Here is a 15,826-nt window from a genome sequence, read left to right on the forward strand (position 1 = left end):
CGGCCTTTTCTGTTGTTCCCGCCAGGCAGCTTACAGATCGTAGAGCGCGCCGAATTTCTGTTCGAGATAGTTCATGAGCGGCGCGTGGTCCGGCTCCATTCCCGCCGCATGGGCGATGGTATTCCGCGGGCTGCGCAACCCACCATGCTGCTGCAACTTCTCGCCCAGCCAGCCGATTGCGGCCGAAGTATCGCCTTGCGCCAGATCCGTATCCAGCTTTGGCACATCCCGGCGCAGCGCCTCGTGCAGGCAGCCGGCGTAGACATTGCCCAGGGAATAGGTCGGGAAATACCCGAAGAGACCAACCGACCAATGCACGTCCTGCAGACACCCGTTTGAAGGCTTGTCGACGGCATAGCCAAAATCGGCCTCAAACCGATCATTCCAGGCCGCCTCTAGGTCCGCAACCTCCAGATCGCCTTCCATCAATGCCCGTTCGAGATCGAAACGGAGCATGATGTGCAGGTTATATTGCAGCTCATCTGCTTCGGTCCGGATATAACCGTTATGAACCTTGTTGACCGCCGCGTAGAAGGCATCGGCATCGGACACGCCAATGTCGCCAAAGCTGTCCCGCATCTGTTCGAACAACCATCCAGTAAAGGCACGGCTGCGGCCGATCTGGTTTTCATAAATCCGGCTCTGGCTTTCGTGCACGCCCATCGACACCCCGCGCCCCAGCGGCGTCAGCAGGTAATCGCGGCTGATGTTCTGCTCATAGGCGCCGTGGCCAACCTCGTGAATGGTCGAATAGAAGCAGTTGAACGGATCTGTTTCGCTGGTCCGGGTGGTAATCCGCACATCCAGCCCTGAGCCAGAGCTGAACGGGTGCACCGCCTTGTCGACCCGCCCATGCGCCATGTCATATCCAAAGGTGCGCGCCAACGTGCGCGCCAGCTGCATCTGGGCTTTTTCATCAAACCGCCCCGACAGGCCCTGCGGCGCTGGCTTATCCAGAACCCGGGCGCGCAGGTCCACCAGACCGGGACGCATCGCATCAAAGATTTTTGCGATTTCAGAAGAGGTTGTGCCGTGTTCGTAATCCGCCACCAGCGCATCATAAAGATCACCGCCTGCCGCCAGCGCCTGACCTTCCTCACGCTTCAGTGCGACCACTTCCTCCAGCACAGGCAGGAAGGCCGCCACGTCTTCATTGGCGCGGGCCTCGGCCCATTTTCCCTGCGCTTCGGAGGTGACCTGCGCCAGTTTCTTGGCCAGGTCCGCAGGCACCTTGATGGTACGGTCGTAGCTGCGGCGGATTTCGCGCAGATGCGCAGCGCCGACCTCATCCGGGGCTTCGGCCTGCTCCAGCCATTCCGCCACCTGCGGCGCGCTGCGGCGGGCGTGCAGCACGGATTCGATCGCGGCCATCTCCGCGCCGCGCTGCCCGGTGGCCCCGCGCGGCATCATGGTTTCCTGGTCCCAGCCCAGACGGCCAGCGATCTGCCCCAACGCCTGCGTGTCACGCTCATAGGCCATCAGCTGTTCAAATGCGGTCATATTCTCAATGGTCCTTGATGGAAGTTGCAATCGGATAGCCTGCCAGGAAGCGGGCGCGCAGGATCAGGACCCACAGAACCACAGCCATCAGCTGGTGCAGGATCGCTGCCTGCCAGGGTGCAGCGTAAAGAACGGTGATCACGCCAAGGGCAATCTGTACGATCAAACCTGCAAAGACGGCGTTGAAGGCGAACCGGGTCGCGCCATGGGCGCTGGCGCGGCCGCGTAGCCAGACAACCACCCCAAAGGCAAACAGAAGATAGCCACAGATCCGGTGAACAAACTGTACCAAGCCTGGGTTTTCAAAGAAGTTCTTCCACATCGGCTCGATCATCAACGGATTGGGCGGGATCACCTGTCCGCCCATCAGCGGCCAATCGGTATAGGACCGCCCAGCGTCAATGCCTGCCACCAGCGCGCCCAGCAGGATTTGCAGGAACGCAAAGTGCAAGAGCCCGGTCGAGAGGCCGAATATCTTTGCTTCCTTGGCCCGGCGCGCCTGCATCAGGTCCCGTTCCTGCCGCCCCAGAAGGAAGCCATACCAGGCGATCAGCCCGAGGATGACAAAGGCCAGACCAAGGTGCGTCGCCAGCCGATAGGAGGCAACAGAGGTCATGCCCTCGCCCTGGGTCACGCCCGAGGAGACCATCCACCAGCCGATTGCACCCTGAGCCCCGCCCAAAGCCCCCGGCAGGATCAATCGTCCTGTCCAGCCGGTCGGGATCTTGCGGGCCAGCAGAAAGCCAAAAAAGCCAACCGCCCAGACCAGCCCAATCACACGGCCCAGCTGGCGATGCCCCCATTCCCACCAGTAGATCGATTTAAAATCAGAGAGTTCCATCCATTGGTTGTGGATCTGCCACTGGTCGATCTGCTTGTATTTGTCGAACTCCTGCTGCCATTCCGCCTCGTTCATCGGCGGAATGGCCCCGGTGACGGGGCGCCATTCGGTGATCGACAGGCCGGAATCGGTCAGACGGGTCAACCCACCGACCACGATCATCGCCACCACCAGCGCAAACAGCACAAAGAGCCAGGCCCGGATCGCCTTGCGGGCGCCGCCCCGGCCCCGGTCGATCATGCCGGTTGCGGCGGTCTGCGGCTTGGCCTCGGGTTCACTGACATCTTGGAAGATACTGCGCTTGCTGCTCATGCTCGTCCCTCTTCGGTTTCGCGGTGAAGCTAGGGTTGGCGGTCCGGATCGTCCAGTGCTAACGCTCAGTTCTCGTCCGACATTTTCTTCCAGCGGACCATCTGCCGCATCACCCCATGCAGCATCTGCACATCGGCCCGCGTCAGGCGCATGCGGCTGAACAGGTTGCGGAAGACTACTTTCATCCCCGGCGCCTTTTCCGGCGGGAAGAAATAGCCGGCTTCTTCCAGCCGATCCTCGTAATGGGTCACCAGCGCCTCAACCTCAACACCGGTTGCCCAATCGGATTTGCCAATCTCGAAGACCTCGTGCTCGACCTCCGCCGCCTGACGGCGCCATTCATAGGCAGCCAGCAGCACGCATTGACCAAGGTTGAGCGAGGCAAATTCCGGATTGACCGGCACCGTGATGATAGCATTGGCACGGGCGATATCGTCATTCTCGAGGCCCGCACGTTCCGGGCCGAACATCACGGCGACCTTCTCGCCGCCACGGATTTTCTCAATCGCCAGCTTCATTGCGGCTTCGGGGCTGTACACCGGTTTGGTCAGCTCACGCGGACGCGCAGTGGTGGCAAAGACAAAGGAACAGTCCTCCAGCGCACCAGGCACATCGGGGGCCAGCAATGCCTCGTCCAGCAACCGCCCCGCACCCGAGGCCATGGCCACCGATTTTGGGTTCGGCCAGCCGTCGCGCGGCGCGACGATACGCATCCGGTCCAGCCCGAAGTTCCACATCGCACGGGCGGCGGCGCCGATGTTTTCGCCCATCTGGGGGCGCACCAGAACAAAGGCGGGCTGTGGCATATCGCTGGGCATGTCAGTCTCCATAGCGCCCAAAGGGCATTTCCCCTGCTGTAATCGCAGGGGCTGCGAACGGCAAGGGCATCCACTGCTGGTCCCGGCGTCGCAGGGCGGCGCAGGATCCTTGCGTCCTGTGGCAGATGCGTTAAACACCAGCCAGCAAGCAACAGGAGCGCCCTTGATGGATACCGCCGCGGATACAGTGGAAAAGCCCCAGATCTATCTGATTTCGCCGCCCAGTTTCGAACTGGGCCGGTTTCCCGACCAGCTGGCCAAGGTGCTCGACAGCACCGAGATTGCCTGCGTCCGCCTGGATCTGGCAAGCCGCGATGAAGACGCGCTGAGCCGGGCCGGTGACGCCCTGCGCGAGGTTTGCCTGGCCCGCGATGTGGCAATCGTGATTTCCGATCATCAGATCCTGGCCGAGCGGCTCGGCCTTGATGGCGTGCACCTGACCGATGCCTCCAAATCCGTGCGCAGCGCCCGCAAGGCGCTTGGCGCCGATGCCATTGTCGGCAGCTTTTGCGGAGCTTCCCGCCACGACGGGCTGACTGCAGGCGAAGCCGGCGCCGATTACATCAGCTTTGGCCCCGTCGGCACTTCCGGTCTGGGTGACGGAGCCGTGGCTGAGCAGGAGCTGTTCCAGTGGTGGTCCGAAGTGGTAGAAGTGCCGGTCGTGGCCGAAGGCGGTTTGACTGAAGAGCTGGTCGGAAGCCTTTCTCCTTACACGGATTTCTTTGGCATTGGCGAGGAAATCTGGCGCAGCGAAGATCCCGTCGCCGCGCTTCAGACATTTATCAAGGCAATGGGCTGAGCCTCAGCTCTCCCAGAAGGTACGTCATCGCCCCGGTGTTATAGCTGCGGGGCGATGAAAACACGATCAGAGCCAGACGCGTTCCACGAACCAATAGCTGCCGATCAGCGCAATCGTGACGGAGGCTGGAATGGCTACGCGGCCGCGGTACTTCGGATGGCCGCCGAACCAGTAACCGACCAGCAGATAGGCAAGCGCGATCACCGTCAGCTGCCCCAGTTCAACCCCGACATTGAACCCGATCAGCGCCGGAATGAACTGCGCCTGCGGCAGGCCAAATTCCCCCAGTACGCTGGCAAAGCCCAGCCCGTGCAGCAGGCCAAAACCAAAGATCACCACCGTGCGCCAGCTGTGCAGCCGCCGGGCAAAGATGTTCTCCACCGCAACAAAGACGATCGAGGCCGCAATTAGCGGCTCCACCACCGCCGGGTTCACAGTCACCAGCCCCAGCGCGCCGCAAGCCAGCGTGATGGTGTGGGCGACGGTAAAGGCGCTGACCTGCCACAGCAGCGGCTTAAGACGCGTGCTGAGGAAGAAAAGCCCCAGGACAAACAGGATGTGATCCAAACCTTTCGGCAGGATGTGGTCAAAGCCGACCGGGATATAGCTGGTAAAAGCCTTTGCCGGGGACAAGGCCGATCCGCCCCCGATCGCGATGGGTCCGGTGCTCTCACCGCCCTGAATGTAGCCGGTAAAAGGTTCTTCCACCCCGTTTTGACGCAGAACCACGGCGCCTGCCCCTTCTGGCCAGCGGATCGTCAGCGCCGAGGCAAGCGGCGGTAGCTCCCCCGAAAGGGACAGCACACTCTCGCGCGGCAGTTCGACATCACCAACCGGTGCGACGCGTACATCTTCCACCACCAGCGGCACCGGGCGACCTGCCTCGACATCAAGGGTTTTCAGCCAGTCCTCGGCAAACAGCCGCAGCATCGGCGCCAGTTCCTCGGGCGGCATGGCGCGCAACAGATCGTAATCGCCCGCCTGATCGGCCGCTTCGGTGTCTTGGTGCGTATCCAGATCAATACCGGCGACAAATGCCTCTGCATTCAAACGAAGAGACAGATGTAACGCGTTGTCCTCAATTGTGAAATCACCAATGGCCGGTGTCACCTCATGGGCGAGTGCGCGCTCGGCGCCCCAAAAGCCGAGACTTGACAGCAGGCAGAGGCATGCCACCTTCATCCCACGCAGCAACAAAGAATTCGTCATGAAAAATCACCTGGCCTGTTTACTCGTTTTTGCATTCTCGTTCAGGCTGGCGGATCCGGCCCTGTCCCATGAGTTTTGGATCGAACCGCAGAATTATCAAGTTGAATCCGGAGAGGAACTCCCAGCGCAATTGCTGAACGGGCAAGAGTTCAAGGGCTTTCGGCTGCCCTATTTCAAAACTCGCACCAAACGGTCCGAGGTGATAACCGGTGACACCGCCACCCCTTACGAAGGACGCATGGGCGATCTACCGGCCCTGACAGTGACCGCCGAACGGGACGGGTTGCTGACTCTGGTGCATGAAACCATGCCGGAAACGCTGATCTATGAGACTTGGGAAAAATTTGACGCCTTCGCAGCGCACAAGGGATTTGCCGATATCCGTGCCCGGCACGAGGGGCGCGGCCTGCCCGTGGATGGATTCACCGAACGCTACAGCAGGCACGCGAAATCCCTGATTGCCGTCGGCAGCGGCGCCGGGTCGGACCGGGAAAGGGGCTTGGAGACGGAGTTTGTTGCACTGGAAAACCCCTATACGTTCAAGGGTGACACGCTACCGGTTCAGCTGTTCTACCAGCAAAAACCGCGCTCGGCGGCACAGGTCGAAATCTTCGAACGCGCGCCCGATGACAGCGTGACCATCACCTTGACCCAGACTGATGCAGAGGGACGCGCCGAGATCCCGGTGAAGCCCGGCCATACCTATCTTCTGGACGCCGTTGTGCTGCGCCCGTCCGATCCGGAAACCGGCGCGGTATGGGAAACGCTTTGGGCTGCGCTAACCTTTGCGGTGCCATAGGTTGCAAAGCCGCTTGCGGGGGCGCGTGAAAGGCGGCAAGAGAGAGCCATGACATCGCCCCGTTCCAATACCCCCATGGCCCAACCTGCTCCTGCCCAGATTCTCTGCATCGGATCGGTGCTGTGGGACGTGATTGGCCGCTGCTCCTCTGACATGCAACGCGGATCTGACATGCCGGGGCGGATCACCCGCCTGCCCGGCGGCGTTGCCATGAACATCGCCATGACACTGGCCCGCTTTGGCCTGAAACCCGCGCTGCTGAGCGCGATTGGTCAGGATGCCGAAGGGGATGAACTGATCGCCGCCTGTGGTCACCTGGGGCTTGATACGCAGCACGTCTACCGCTCCGAAGATCTACCGACCGACCAGTATATGGCGGTCGAAGGCGCCAACGGGTTGATTGCGGCGATTGCCGATGCTCATTCGCTTGAGGCCGCAGGGGCGAAAATCCTGCGCCCGCTGCTGGATGGCACCCTCGGCTCGGAAACCGCGCCTTATGCAGGGCCGGTTGCGCTGGATGGCAACCTGACCCTGTCCCTGCTGGACGACATCGCCGCCAGCCTCGCCTTTGCCAATGCCGACCTGCGGGTGGCGCCTGCCTCTCCGGGCAAGGCAGAGCGGCTACGGCCATTCCTGATGCGCAGCCGGGGCACGCTTTACGTCAACCTCGAAGAGGCCGGTTTGCTTTGCCAGGACACCTTTGCCGATAGCGAAACCGCCGCAACCACCCTGCTGGAGCGCGGCGCCGCGCGGGTTCTTGTCACCGACGGTAGCCGCTCGGCCTCCAAGGCAGACGCACACAATACCTTTACGCTGGAGCCGCCGCAGGTCACCGTCGCCCGCGTCACCGGCGCTGGCGATACTTTCATGGCGGCGCATATCGCCGCCGAGACCCGCGGCGAGCCGCCCGCAAAGGCGCTAGCATCTGCTTTGAACGCCGCAGCCACATATGTTTCAGGAGAGCCTCCGCTTTGATCCCCATCAAATATTCCCAAGAAGTGGCCGAGGCCCGCGCTGCCGGTCGCGCCATTGTCGCGCTTGAAAGCACCATCATCACCCACGGCATGCCTTATCCGCAAAACGTGGAAACCGCCGCACAGGTCGAACAGGACATTCGCGATGCGGGCGCGGTTCCGGCCACCATGGCAGTGATGAACGGCAAGCTGTACGTAGGCCTAGAAGCGGATGAGTTGCAGGCGCTCGGCCAGGCGAAAGACGTCGCCAAGGTGTCGCGCGCAGATATCGCTGCCTGCATCGCCAGTGGCGGCACCGGAGCGACCACCGTGGCCGCCACCATGATCGCTGCCCGGCTGGCGGGGATTTCCGTCTTTGCCACCGGCGGCATCGGTGGTGTGCACAAGGGCGCCGAAACCAGTTTTGACATCTCCGCCGACCTGATGGAGCTGGCGCAAACCCCGGTGACTGTCGTTGCGGCTGGCGCCAAGGCGATTCTGGACATCCCGAAAACGCTGGAAGTTCTGGAAACCCAAGGGGTTCCGGTGATTTCTTATGGTCAGGACAGCTTCCCCGCCTTCTGGTCGGGGCAATCCGATCTCAATGCCCCGCTCCGTATGGACACAGCCAAGGAGATCGCCAGCGCCCATGCCATGCGCCAGGCCATGGGGCTCAACGGCGGGCAGTTGGTAGCGAACCCGATCCCGGCCAAGGCTCAGATCCCCTCCGAAGAACTGACCCCGATCATCGCAAAGGCCCAATCCGAGGCCGATGCGCAGGGCATTTCCGGCAAGGGCGTCACGCCCTTCCTGCTGCAGCGCATCTTTGATCTGACCGAGGGACGCTCGCTGGTGGCCAATATCGCGCTTGTGCGCAACAACGCCCGTCTTGCCGCGGCTATTGCTCAGGAATTGAACGCAATCGCGGGCTGATATGGTAATTCGGCAGCACGGCCATTGCCGTTCTGCTGAACAGTGCCTAGGTTCCCCGCATCTGTCATCGTGAATGCGCCCATGACCACTCCATTTGATCAAGAACCCCACCGCCGTCCCGGCCTGTTCGCGCGGCTGCGCTCTTCCTTTCTGACCGGGATCGTCGTGATCGCGCCAGTGGGGCTGACACTCTGGCTGCTCTGGACCGTGATGGGTTGGATTGACGGTGTGGTTCTGCCCCTTGTGCCGCATACCATGCGGCCCGAGCAATATATCGGCATTAACCTGCGCGGCGTCGGGCTGATTATCTTCCTGTTGTTCACCATCATCGTCGGCTGGATTGCAAAAGGCATCATCGGCCGTTCGCTGATCGGGTTTGCGGAGAACCTGGTGGACCGGATGCCTGTGATCCGCTCGGTTTATTCCGGAATCAAGCAGATCTCGGAAACCGTATTCGCTCAGTCGGAAAGCAGCTTTGATACCGCCTGCCTGATCCAGTATCCGCGCAAGGGAGTTTGGGCGATAGCTTTTGTCTCGACCAAGGCAAAGGGTGAAATTGCCCAGCGGGCCGAAACATCCGGCGGTTTGATGAGCGTCTTCATCCCGACAACACCCAACCCGACCTCCGGGTTCCTGTTGTTTGTGCCAGAAGAGGATGTGACCGTTCTCGACATGTCGGTCGAGGATGCAGCGAAACTGGTGATTTCCGCCGGACTGGTCTACCCGAACCCCAAGGATCCGACGCAGCCGCCCTCCGACGGGGCCAAAGGCTGACGACTTAGGCTTTTTCGTGCTTTAGCCTGCAATATCGGCATTAAGAGCGGCAGCTATCTCGCTGCCACTCCATTCCTTTTCCCATACCGCTTACAGAGCGGTCCAGCCACCATCGACGCTGATCGTGGTCCCGGTGATCTGCGCAGCCGCATCCGAGCACAGGAAGACAGCCGTACCGCCAAGTTGCTCAACCGTGGCGAATTCGCGCGAGGGCTGACGCTCCAGCATGACCTTCTTGATCACCTCCTCGCGGCCCATGTTGTATTTCTCCATGGTGTCCGGGATCTGCGCTTCGACCAGCGGTGTCAGCACGTAGCCGGGACAGATCGCATTGGCGGTGATCGGCTCCTCGGCAGTTTCCAGCGCGACGGTCTTGGTCATGCCGACCACGCCGTGTTTGGCCGCCACATAGGCCGATTTATAGGGCGATGCCGTCAGGCCATGGGCCGAGGCGATATTGACCACCCGGCCCCAGCCCGCTGCGCGCATCTTGGGCAGGGCCGCTGCGGTGGTGTGAAAGGCCGAGTTGAGGTTGATCGCGATGATCGCGTCCCATTTGTCCAGCGGGAACTCATCAATCGGGGCGACGTGCTGGATGCCTGCATTGTTGATCAGGATATCGCAGCTACCCGCCTGTTCGATCAGGGCGCGGCAGTCTTCGCCCTTGGACATATCCGCCTGGATGTAGCGGGCAGTGACCGAGAACTCCTTGGCGATCTCTGCAGCCAGCGCGTGATCTTCGTCGCGGTCGGTGAAAGAGTTCAGAACCACATCCGCACCGGCGCGTGCCATTTCGCGTGCAACGCCCAGGCCAATCCCGGAATTCGATCCGGTAATCACCGCCGTTTTGCCCTTCAGTGTCATATCTCAGGTGTCCTTTGAGCTGAGTTCAGTTGCGCGGCATTCTGCCACGTGACCGGAGTAATGAAAACGCGTAGGACTACTGACTTGCTCATCCAGGACGGCCGAAATACACCGCATTTCCGCCGTGGTCTCCAAAGCCATTTTTCATCGAAAACCGCACGATTTTACCAAAAAAAACGCCCGCACGAAGCGGGCGTTAAGTTATTGAGGCAGGTTTCATACAGGCAAGAAACCTATCGAGCAGTGACCCCTTTATACGCAATTTCGTGCTTTCATCCAAGCTAAAAGTTTGAAAAGACAAAGACGCGCCTCTACCGTGAAGGCTCAAGTAAATAAGGGCAGAATGGGATTGTTGCCAAAGTGAGGTCAGAATATTTCTCCGCCGCCAGATCGCTTGTGATGGGAATCGGGCTTTGTCTTAACGCCAGTTTTGCAGCCGCAGAATCAGCCCATGGTATTGCAATGTATGGCGAACCGGCGCTCGACCCTGGCTTCACCGCGCTTCCCTATGCCAACCCCGAGGCGCCAAAGGGCGGCAGGCTGGTTGTCGGCAACACCGGCGGCTTTGATACGCTGAACCCATTTGCCCAGAAAGGCACCCCGCCCTGGCAGCTTCGCTTCTGGGGATACGAAAGCCTGATGGGCCGCTCTTGGGATGAACCCTTTACCCTCTATGGCTTGCTGGCCGAATCGATCAACGTGCCCGAGGACCGCTCCTGGGTCGAATTCACGCTCCGCCCCGAGGCGCGGTTTTCCGATGGCAGCCCTGTCACGGTCGAGGATGTGCTTTGGTCCTATGAAACGCTCGGCACCGAGGGGCACCTGCGCTATCGCGGGTTCTGGTCCAAGGTGGCGGGGATTGAACAGACCGGCCCACGCAGCCTGAAGATTACCTTCAATACCGAAGACCGGGAGCTGGCGCTGATCGCCGGTATGCGTCCGATCCTGAAAAAGGCGCAGTGGGAAGCCAAGGATTTCGCGGCCTCCGGCCTCAGCGAGGCGCCCATCGGCACTGGCGCCTATGTGGTCTCCGATTTCGAGCCGGGCCGGTTTGTCACCCTTTCCCGCAATCCCGACTACTGGGGCGCGGATCTACCGCTGCGCCGGGGCATGCATAACTTTGACGAGCTCCGCATAGATTTCTTTGGCGATCAGACGGTGCTGTTCGAGGCCTTCAAGGCCGGAGAGCTGAGCGCCTATCGCGAATTCAACGCCGACAAATGGAAAAGCGCCTATGACTTTCCCTCCGTCAACAATGGCGACGTGGTCAAAAGCGAGATCCCGCATCAGCGCCCATCGGGCATGACCGGACTGGCGATGAACACACGCCGCGCACCTCTGGGTGACTGGCGCGTGCGAGAGGCGCTGATCCTTGCCTTCAATTTCGAATATATCAACGGCACCGTCACCGGCGGCATCCAGCCGCGGATCACCTCTTATTTCTCCAACTCCACCCTTGGCATGCGGGACGGTCCCGCGCCTGATGAGGTGCGCGCACTGCTCCAGCCCTATGCCGACAGCCTGCTACCCGGCACGTTGGAAGGCTATGCCCTGCCCACCAGCGATGGCACCAAACGCAACCGCAGGAATCTGCGCCGTGCAGTCGCCCTGCTGGCCGAGGCAGGATGGACCGTGCAGGACGGCGTACTAAAAAATGATAACGGACAGGTGCTGACGCTGTCGGTCCTTTTGCGCCAGGGCGATGCAGAGATGAAAACCATCGTCGAAATCTACGCCCGCGCACTGGATCGCCTCGGCATCACTATCACGCCAGAGCTTGTTGATAATGCGCAATATGTGGCGCGCCAGTCCGAGTTCGATTTCGACCTGACCCGGTTCCGCCGCGATCTGTCGCTCAGTCCCGGCAACGAACAGAAACTCTATTGGGGGCGCGCCGGGGTCAACCAACCGGGCAGCCGCAACCTGATGGGCATCGACAGCCCCGCCGCCGAAGCGATGATTGACCAGCTGCTGACCTCAAAGAGCACGGATGACTTCACCGCTGCGGTACGGGCACTGGACCGTGTGCTGACGGCGGGGCGCTATGTGATCCCGATCTGGCAATACGACAAAGGGCGCATTGCCCATAAGCGGCAACTGGCCCATCCCGAGAGCCTTCCAATATATGGTGATCGCACCGGCTTCTTCCCCGACGTTTGGTGGTATCAACCAGAGTAACTGGGCACGGCGCCGCAACCACTAGGCGTTGATCACAGCGGTTTCGCGTGATCGTGAAGATCTTCATGATCCAATTGTTTTCTTTTTTGACATATTTGCTACCATAATACCGTATTGTTGTTGTTTTCACGGGGTACTCGAAATGTCATGTTTCTCTGCTTCGGCCAGCTGGGCGGTCCGCTTTCCCCGCGCCAAACAGCGGTTTCCGTATCTTCAACGCCGGTATGCTCCCTGTCCGATCGGCGACAAGGACGGGTTCGTTGCTTACCTGGCCCAGTCGCATCACCTGACGCTCACCGAGGCGCAGGAAGAGGCCGACGACTTCCTGTTTTGGGAAAGGCTGCATGAAGAGCTGGAACGCGATGCGATCTGAGCGCCGTGTTCCTTTCGTCATCGCATTGGGGTGCGGACTACAGCCGCTGTGACCGCTGTGGGCTGAAATTCCCGTAGCGCGGGTCATACGGTGATGCGCGAAAGCTCCTGGGTGCCATCCCCCACAGAAATAAAATCGCTAAAATTCAAAGGGTTGCCCTCGGCATTTCACTGTAGTCTTCAGACTAGGGACGTGACCCACAGAATGGTCGCATCATCCGGACTGAGCGAGATCACGTTGTGCCCCATGGCACCATCGTAATAGGCGCTGTCGCCCCGGCGCATTTCAACCGGCTCGTAAAACTCGGTATAAAGCATGATCACCCCGGTCAGCACATAGAGGAATTCCTCGCCGTCGTGCCGTACCCAGCCGTCAAACTCATCCATCGAGCGCGCCCGGACCCGGGCCCGGTACGGCAGCATCTGCTTGCGGGTCAAACCATCGGCGAGCAGTTCGTGCTCATAGGTGGCCGTCGCCTGATGCGATCCTTCACCGGATTTTGTCACTGTCATCCGCCCGTTCACCTGATCGCGCTGCGGCGGGGTGAACAGCTGCGGTACTGAAATTTCCAGCCCGACGGCCAGCTTTTTCAGGGCGTCATAAGTCGGGGACATCTGGCCGTTTTCGATCTTTGACAGGGTCGAACGGGCCAGCCCCGCTTGATTGGCCGCGTGTTCCAGCGTCCAGTCCCGCGCCTTGCGCAATTCCCGCACGCGGGCGCCAAGGTCCAGCGGTTCTGCCTGCGTGTCTTCGCCGCCAGAGCGGGCAATGGTGATAAGGGTTTTGGGGTCGCGGCCAGTCATGCTGTTTCTATAGGCCGCAGCACGGCAGCTTGCAACGCGGGACGTGTCACGCTAGCGAAGATCCATGATATCAGTTTTCGACAATGGGCCGTTTGCCCCCTGCCCGGCGCCTTTCAACATGGCCGCCCATGTACTGCGTTTCGCACCCGACCGCCCTCAAAAACCTGCGTTGGAGGTCCTTGGCCGCGATCAAAGCCAGAAATGGACCTATGCCCAGCTGGAGGCCGCGGTGCGCGGCACTGGCACGGGGCTGTTGGCGGCGGGTCTGCGCCCTGGCGACATTGTGATGATGCGGCTTGGCAATACGGTCGATTTCCCGCTGGCCTATCTTGGCGCGATTGCGGCTGGTCTGGTACCCGTCCCGACCTCCTCGCAGCTAACCGCACCGGAAACCGCCAAGATGATTGCGGAACTCGACGTGGCCGCAGTTCTGCGCGACCCGTCGGTCGCCTGCGCCGATCACCCGCGCGAAATCATCCTGCCTGAACTGACCGCGATGCGCGACCTTCCTCCCTGCGAGTATGACATCGGGGATCCGGACCGTCTGGCCTATGTGGTCTATACCTCCGGCACCAGCGGATCACCCCGCGCCGTCGCTCATGCCCACCGCGCGATATGGGCGCGGCAAATGATGGTGCGGGACTGGTACGACCTTTCAGAGCACGACCGCCTGCTGCACGCCGGCGCCTTCAACTGGACCTTCACCCTAGGCACCGGATTGATGGATCCGTGGAGCATTGGCGCAACCGCGTTGATCCCTGATCCCGACACACCGCCCGAGGCAATCCCGGCGCTGCTGCGCGACCATCACGCCAGCATTTTTGCCGCCGCTCCAGGCATTTATCGGAAAATCCTCAACTCTGATTGCACTCTTGACCTGCCGGATCTGCGCCATGGCCTTTGTGCCGGTGAAAAGCTCTCGCGTCACCTCTCCGAGCTTTGGAGCGATCGAACCGGCCGGGCCCTTTTTGAGGCCTACGGCATGTCCGAATGTTCGACCTTCATTTCTTCCAGCCCGGCGCACCCGACGCGCGGCGATGCGCTTGGCCAGCCCCAGGAAGGACGCCGGGTGGCGATCCTTGGTCCAGACGGGCCAGTACCGCGCGGCGCCGAAGGTACCATCGCCGTGCACCGGTCGGACCCCGGTCTGATGCTGGGCTATCTGAACGCCCCCGATGAAACCGAGGCGCGCATGCAGGGAGACTGGTTCCTGACCGGCGATCAGGGCGCCATGGCTTCCGATGGTCAGATCACCTATCTGGGCCGCGCCGATGACATGATGAACGCAGGCGGTTTCCGCGTTTCCCCGATCGAGGTGGAAACCACGCTCGCGGCTCATCACGGGATTGTGCAGGTCGGGGTTACCTCGGTTGAAGTCAAGGAAGACACACATATTATCGTGGCCTTCTACACCGGTCCGCAGGAGATCCCCGAAGCCGAGCTTCGGGATTTTGCCACGGACCGTATGGCGCGTTACAAACAACCGCGTGCCTATGTGTATCTTGATGCCCTGCCGACTGGCGCAAACGGAAAACTACTGAGGCGCGCCCTACCGGCCTATTTCAAAGGATAACCCATGACCAGCCTTCCTTCGGTCAAGCTCGACATTCTTTCGGACCCGATCTGCCCCTGGTGCTATATCGGCAAGACCCATCTGGACAAGGCGCTGGCCGAGATCCCGAACCATCCTTTTGTGATCGAATGGCACCCCTTCCAGCTGAACCCCGACATGCCCCGCGAAGGTATGGACCGGCGCGCCTATCTTGAGGCGAAGTTTGGCGGCAAGGAAGGCGCGGTGCGGGCCTATGCCCCCATTGTGGAACATGCTGAACAGGCCGGACTGTCGATCGATTTCGAAGGCATGAAACGCACGCCCAATACGCTCAACGCGCATCGGCTGATCCATTGGGCCGGCACCGAAGGCAAACAGACTGCGGCCGTGGATGCCCTGTTCGAGGCCTATTTCGTCAAAGCGTTGGATATCGGTGATCCTGAAATCCTTGCGGACATTGCCGAAGAGATCGGCATGGAGCGCGATGTCATGCTGAAGCTGCTGGAAACCGACAACGACCTTGAGGCGATCCAGTCCCGCGATGCCCATTCCCGCAAGATGGGCGTGAACTCGGTCCCGACCTTCGTGGTCGCCAACCAGCACGCGGTGCCGGGCGCACAGCCGCCCGAGCTGTGGAAAGAGGTGATCGCCGATATCATGTCCCAGCTGGAAGCCGGACCAAAGGATGAGTAATGCAGATTAAACGGTCCAGTATCTTTGCCACCCTCATCGGCATCATCGTGTTCAGTACAGTGTTTTTTCATTACGCCGAGGGATGGAGCTGGCTGGACAGCCTGTTCTTTACGGTCGTGACCATTTCCACCGTGGGTTACGGGAACTTTGTTCCCGTGACGGCGGCCGGGAAGATTGGCACGATCATCCTGATCTTCAGCGGCCTTGGGGTCTTTGCCCTGGCGATCCGGGAGTTCGCGCTCTACCAGATCCAAAAACGCGAAGAACACAGCGAGTGGCTAATTGCCCATTTCGGTCGCCACCATCGCGAAGATCCGACCACTGCGGCCAACGAGGATGAGTGTCCCGATCCGCCCACGTCACCTGCGCGCCAGTGACAACGCTGCCGCAATTCTGACCATCGCATTGATGCACAGAGTCCTGTG

16 protein-coding genes are annotated in these 15,826 nt (G+C 60.8%); 10 read left to right on the forward strand and 6 right to left on the reverse strand.

Going from position 1 to position 15,826, the window contains the following annotated elements:
• Nucleotides 1-30 precede the first annotated feature (30 nt).
• The 3 genes from SM763_RS00350 to SM763_RS00360 all read right to left on the reverse strand — a co-directional run bounded on the left by SM763_RS00350 (nt 31) and on the right by SM763_RS00360 (nt 3,471).
• The gene (locus SM763_RS00350) at nt 31-1,500 is read right to left on the reverse strand and encodes a carboxypeptidase M32 (protein ID WP_368996949.1); all 1,470 of its coding nucleotides are present in this window, start codon (nt 1,498-1,500) and stop codon (nt 31-33) included.
• 4 nt (nt 1,501-1,504) lie between these two features.
• Nucleotides 1,505-2,653, reverse strand: a complete 1,149-nt coding sequence (gene ctaA / locus SM763_RS00355) for a heme A synthase (RefSeq protein ID WP_368996951.1) — start codon at nt 2,651-2,653, stop codon at nt 1,505-1,507.
• A 65-nt stretch (nt 2,654-2,718) separates the two neighbouring features.
• On the reverse strand, nt 2,719-3,471 hold the full coding sequence (locus SM763_RS00360) for an RNA methyltransferase (protein ID WP_368996953.1): 753 nt from the start codon (nt 3,469-3,471) through the stop codon (nt 2,719-2,721).
• 166 nt (nt 3,472-3,637) lie between these two features.
• Between SM763_RS00360 and SM763_RS00365 the strand changes: the two genes are divergently transcribed.
• On the forward strand, nt 3,638-4,270 hold the full coding sequence (locus tag SM763_RS00365; protein WP_368996955.1) for a thiamine phosphate synthase: 633 nt from the start codon (nt 3,638-3,640) through the stop codon (nt 4,268-4,270).
• A gap of 66 nt (nt 4,271-4,336) precedes the next feature.
• Here the strand turns inward: SM763_RS00365 and SM763_RS00370 are convergent, their stop codons facing one another.
• On the reverse strand, nt 4,337-5,479 hold the full coding sequence (locus SM763_RS00370) for a HupE/UreJ family protein (RefSeq protein WP_368996957.1): 1,143 nt from the start codon (nt 5,477-5,479) through the stop codon (nt 4,337-4,339).
• Between SM763_RS00370 and SM763_RS00375 the strand changes: the two genes are divergently transcribed.
• The 4 genes from SM763_RS00375 (at nt 5,478) to SM763_RS00390 (ending at nt 8,938) form a co-directional block, all read left to right on the forward strand.
• Entirely contained in the window at nt 5,478-6,278 is an 801-nt protein-coding gene (locus SM763_RS00375; protein WP_368996959.1) for a DUF4198 domain-containing protein, read from the forward strand. The two genes, SM763_RS00370 and SM763_RS00375, sit on opposite strands and share 2 nt — an antisense overlap.
• A gap of 48 nt (nt 6,279-6,326) precedes the next feature.
• Nucleotides 6,327-7,253: a PfkB family carbohydrate kinase gene (locus SM763_RS00380; protein ID WP_368996961.1), complete on the forward strand. Its 927-nt coding sequence runs from the start codon at nt 6,327-6,329 to the stop codon at nt 7,251-7,253.
• Nucleotides 7,250-8,164: a pseudouridine-5'-phosphate glycosidase gene (locus SM763_RS00385; protein WP_368996963.1), complete on the forward strand. Its 915-nt coding sequence runs from the start codon at nt 7,250-7,252 to the stop codon at nt 8,162-8,164. Before SM763_RS00380 ends, SM763_RS00385 begins: the two co-directional genes overlap by 4 nt.
• A gap of 81 nt (nt 8,165-8,245) precedes the next feature.
• Complete coding sequence (locus tag SM763_RS00390) at nt 8,246-8,938, forward strand: DUF502 domain-containing protein (protein ID WP_368996965.1); 693 nt, start codon at nt 8,246-8,248, stop codon at nt 8,936-8,938.
• A gap of 90 nt (nt 8,939-9,028) precedes the next feature.
• On the opposite strand, the gene SM763_RS00395 is transcribed toward SM763_RS00390, so the two are convergent.
• A complete protein-coding gene (locus tag SM763_RS00395) occupies nt 9,029-9,802 on the reverse strand; it encodes a 3-hydroxybutyrate dehydrogenase (protein ID WP_368996967.1) in 774 nt (257 codons plus the stop codon).
• Nucleotides 9,803-10,264: 462 nt separating this feature from the next.
• Here SM763_RS00395 and SM763_RS00400 point away from each other — a divergent pair, with 462 nt between their 5' ends.
• A complete protein-coding gene (locus SM763_RS00400; RefSeq protein WP_490363252.1) occupies nt 10,265-11,980 on the forward strand; it encodes an extracellular solute-binding protein in 1,716 nt (571 codons plus the stop codon).
• Between the two features lie 142 nt (nt 11,981-12,122).
• Nucleotides 12,123-12,353: a hypothetical protein gene (locus SM763_RS00405; protein ID WP_274828089.1), complete on the forward strand. Its 231-nt coding sequence runs from the start codon at nt 12,123-12,125 to the stop codon at nt 12,351-12,353.
• Nucleotides 12,354-12,532: 179 nt separating this feature from the next.
• Here the strand turns inward: SM763_RS00405 and SM763_RS00410 are convergent, their stop codons facing one another.
• Nucleotides 12,533-13,156, reverse strand: coding sequence for a helix-turn-helix domain-containing protein (locus SM763_RS00410; protein ID WP_065270242.1), 624 nt, complete (start codon nt 13,154-13,156; stop codon nt 12,533-12,535).
• Nucleotides 13,157-13,220: 64 nt separating this feature from the next.
• Between SM763_RS00410 and SM763_RS00415 the strand changes: the two genes are divergently transcribed.
• The 3 genes from SM763_RS00415 to SM763_RS00425 are packed head-to-tail and all read left to right on the forward strand — an operon-like array spanning nt 13,221 to nt 15,778.
• Complete coding sequence (locus SM763_RS00415; RefSeq protein WP_368996970.1) at nt 13,221-14,729, forward strand: class I adenylate-forming enzyme family protein; 1,509 nt, start codon at nt 13,221-13,223, stop codon at nt 14,727-14,729.
• A gap of 3 nt (nt 14,730-14,732) precedes the next feature.
• Nucleotides 14,733-15,401, forward strand: a complete 669-nt coding sequence (locus SM763_RS00420) for a DsbA family oxidoreductase (protein WP_368996972.1) — start codon at nt 14,733-14,735, stop codon at nt 15,399-15,401.
• Nucleotides 15,401-15,778: a potassium channel family protein gene (locus tag SM763_RS00425; protein WP_368996974.1), complete on the forward strand. Its 378-nt coding sequence runs from the start codon at nt 15,401-15,403 to the stop codon at nt 15,776-15,778. The genes SM763_RS00420 and SM763_RS00425 overlap by 1 nt, the downstream gene beginning before the upstream one ends.
• Nucleotides 15,779-15,826: the final 48 nt, after the last annotated feature.

Source organism: Pseudophaeobacter sp. C1-32P7 (genome assembly GCF_041008775.1).
Lineage (GTDB): Bacteria > Pseudomonadota > Alphaproteobacteria > Rhodobacterales > Rhodobacteraceae > Phycobacter > Phycobacter gallaeciensis_A.

What these genes read in the sequence shown, in the direction of transcription:
- SM763_RS00350 (WP_368996949.1), bottom strand. Translation starts at nt 1,500, where the DNA reads ATGACCGCATTTGAACAGCTGATGGCCTATGAGCGTGACACGCAGGCG.
- ctaA (WP_368996951.1), bottom strand. Translation starts at nt 2,653, where the DNA reads ATGAGCAGCAAGCGCAGTATCTTCCAAGATGTCAGTGAACCCGAGGCC.
- SM763_RS00360 (WP_368996953.1), bottom strand. Translation starts at nt 3,471, where the DNA reads ATGCCCAGCGATATGCCACAGCCCGCCTTTGTTCTGGTGCGCCCCCAG.
- SM763_RS00365 (WP_368996955.1), top strand. Translation starts at nt 3,638, where the DNA reads ATGGATACCGCCGCGGATACAGTGGAAAAGCCCCAGATCTATCTGATT.
- SM763_RS00375 (WP_368996959.1), top strand. Translation starts at nt 5,478, where the DNA reads ATGAAAAATCACCTGGCCTGTTTACTCGTTTTTGCATTCTCGTTCAGG.
- SM763_RS00370 (WP_368996957.1), bottom strand. Translation starts at nt 5,479, where the DNA reads ATGACGAATTCTTTGTTGCTGCGTGGGATGAAGGTGGCATGCCTCTGC.
- SM763_RS00380 (WP_368996961.1), top strand. Translation starts at nt 6,327, where the DNA reads ATGACATCGCCCCGTTCCAATACCCCCATGGCCCAACCTGCTCCTGCC.
- SM763_RS00390 (WP_368996965.1), top strand. Translation starts at nt 8,246, where the DNA reads ATGACCACTCCATTTGATCAAGAACCCCACCGCCGTCCCGGCCTGTTC.
- SM763_RS00395 (WP_368996967.1), bottom strand. Translation starts at nt 9,802, where the DNA reads ATGACACTGAAGGGCAAAACGGCGGTGATTACCGGATCGAATTCCGGG.
- SM763_RS00400 (WP_490363252.1), top strand. Translation starts at nt 10,265, where the DNA reads ATGTATGGCGAACCGGCGCTCGACCCTGGCTTCACCGCGCTTCCCTAT.
- SM763_RS00405 (WP_274828089.1), top strand. Translation starts at nt 12,123, where the DNA reads ATGTCATGTTTCTCTGCTTCGGCCAGCTGGGCGGTCCGCTTTCCCCGC.
- SM763_RS00410 (WP_065270242.1), bottom strand. Translation starts at nt 13,156, where the DNA reads ATGACTGGCCGCGACCCCAAAACCCTTATCACCATTGCCCGCTCTGGC.
- SM763_RS00415 (WP_368996970.1), top strand. Translation starts at nt 13,221, where the DNA reads ATGATATCAGTTTTCGACAATGGGCCGTTTGCCCCCTGCCCGGCGCCT.
- SM763_RS00420 (WP_368996972.1), top strand. Translation starts at nt 14,733, where the DNA reads ATGACCAGCCTTCCTTCGGTCAAGCTCGACATTCTTTCGGACCCGATC.
- SM763_RS00425 (WP_368996974.1), top strand. Translation starts at nt 15,401, where the DNA reads ATGCAGATTAAACGGTCCAGTATCTTTGCCACCCTCATCGGCATCATC.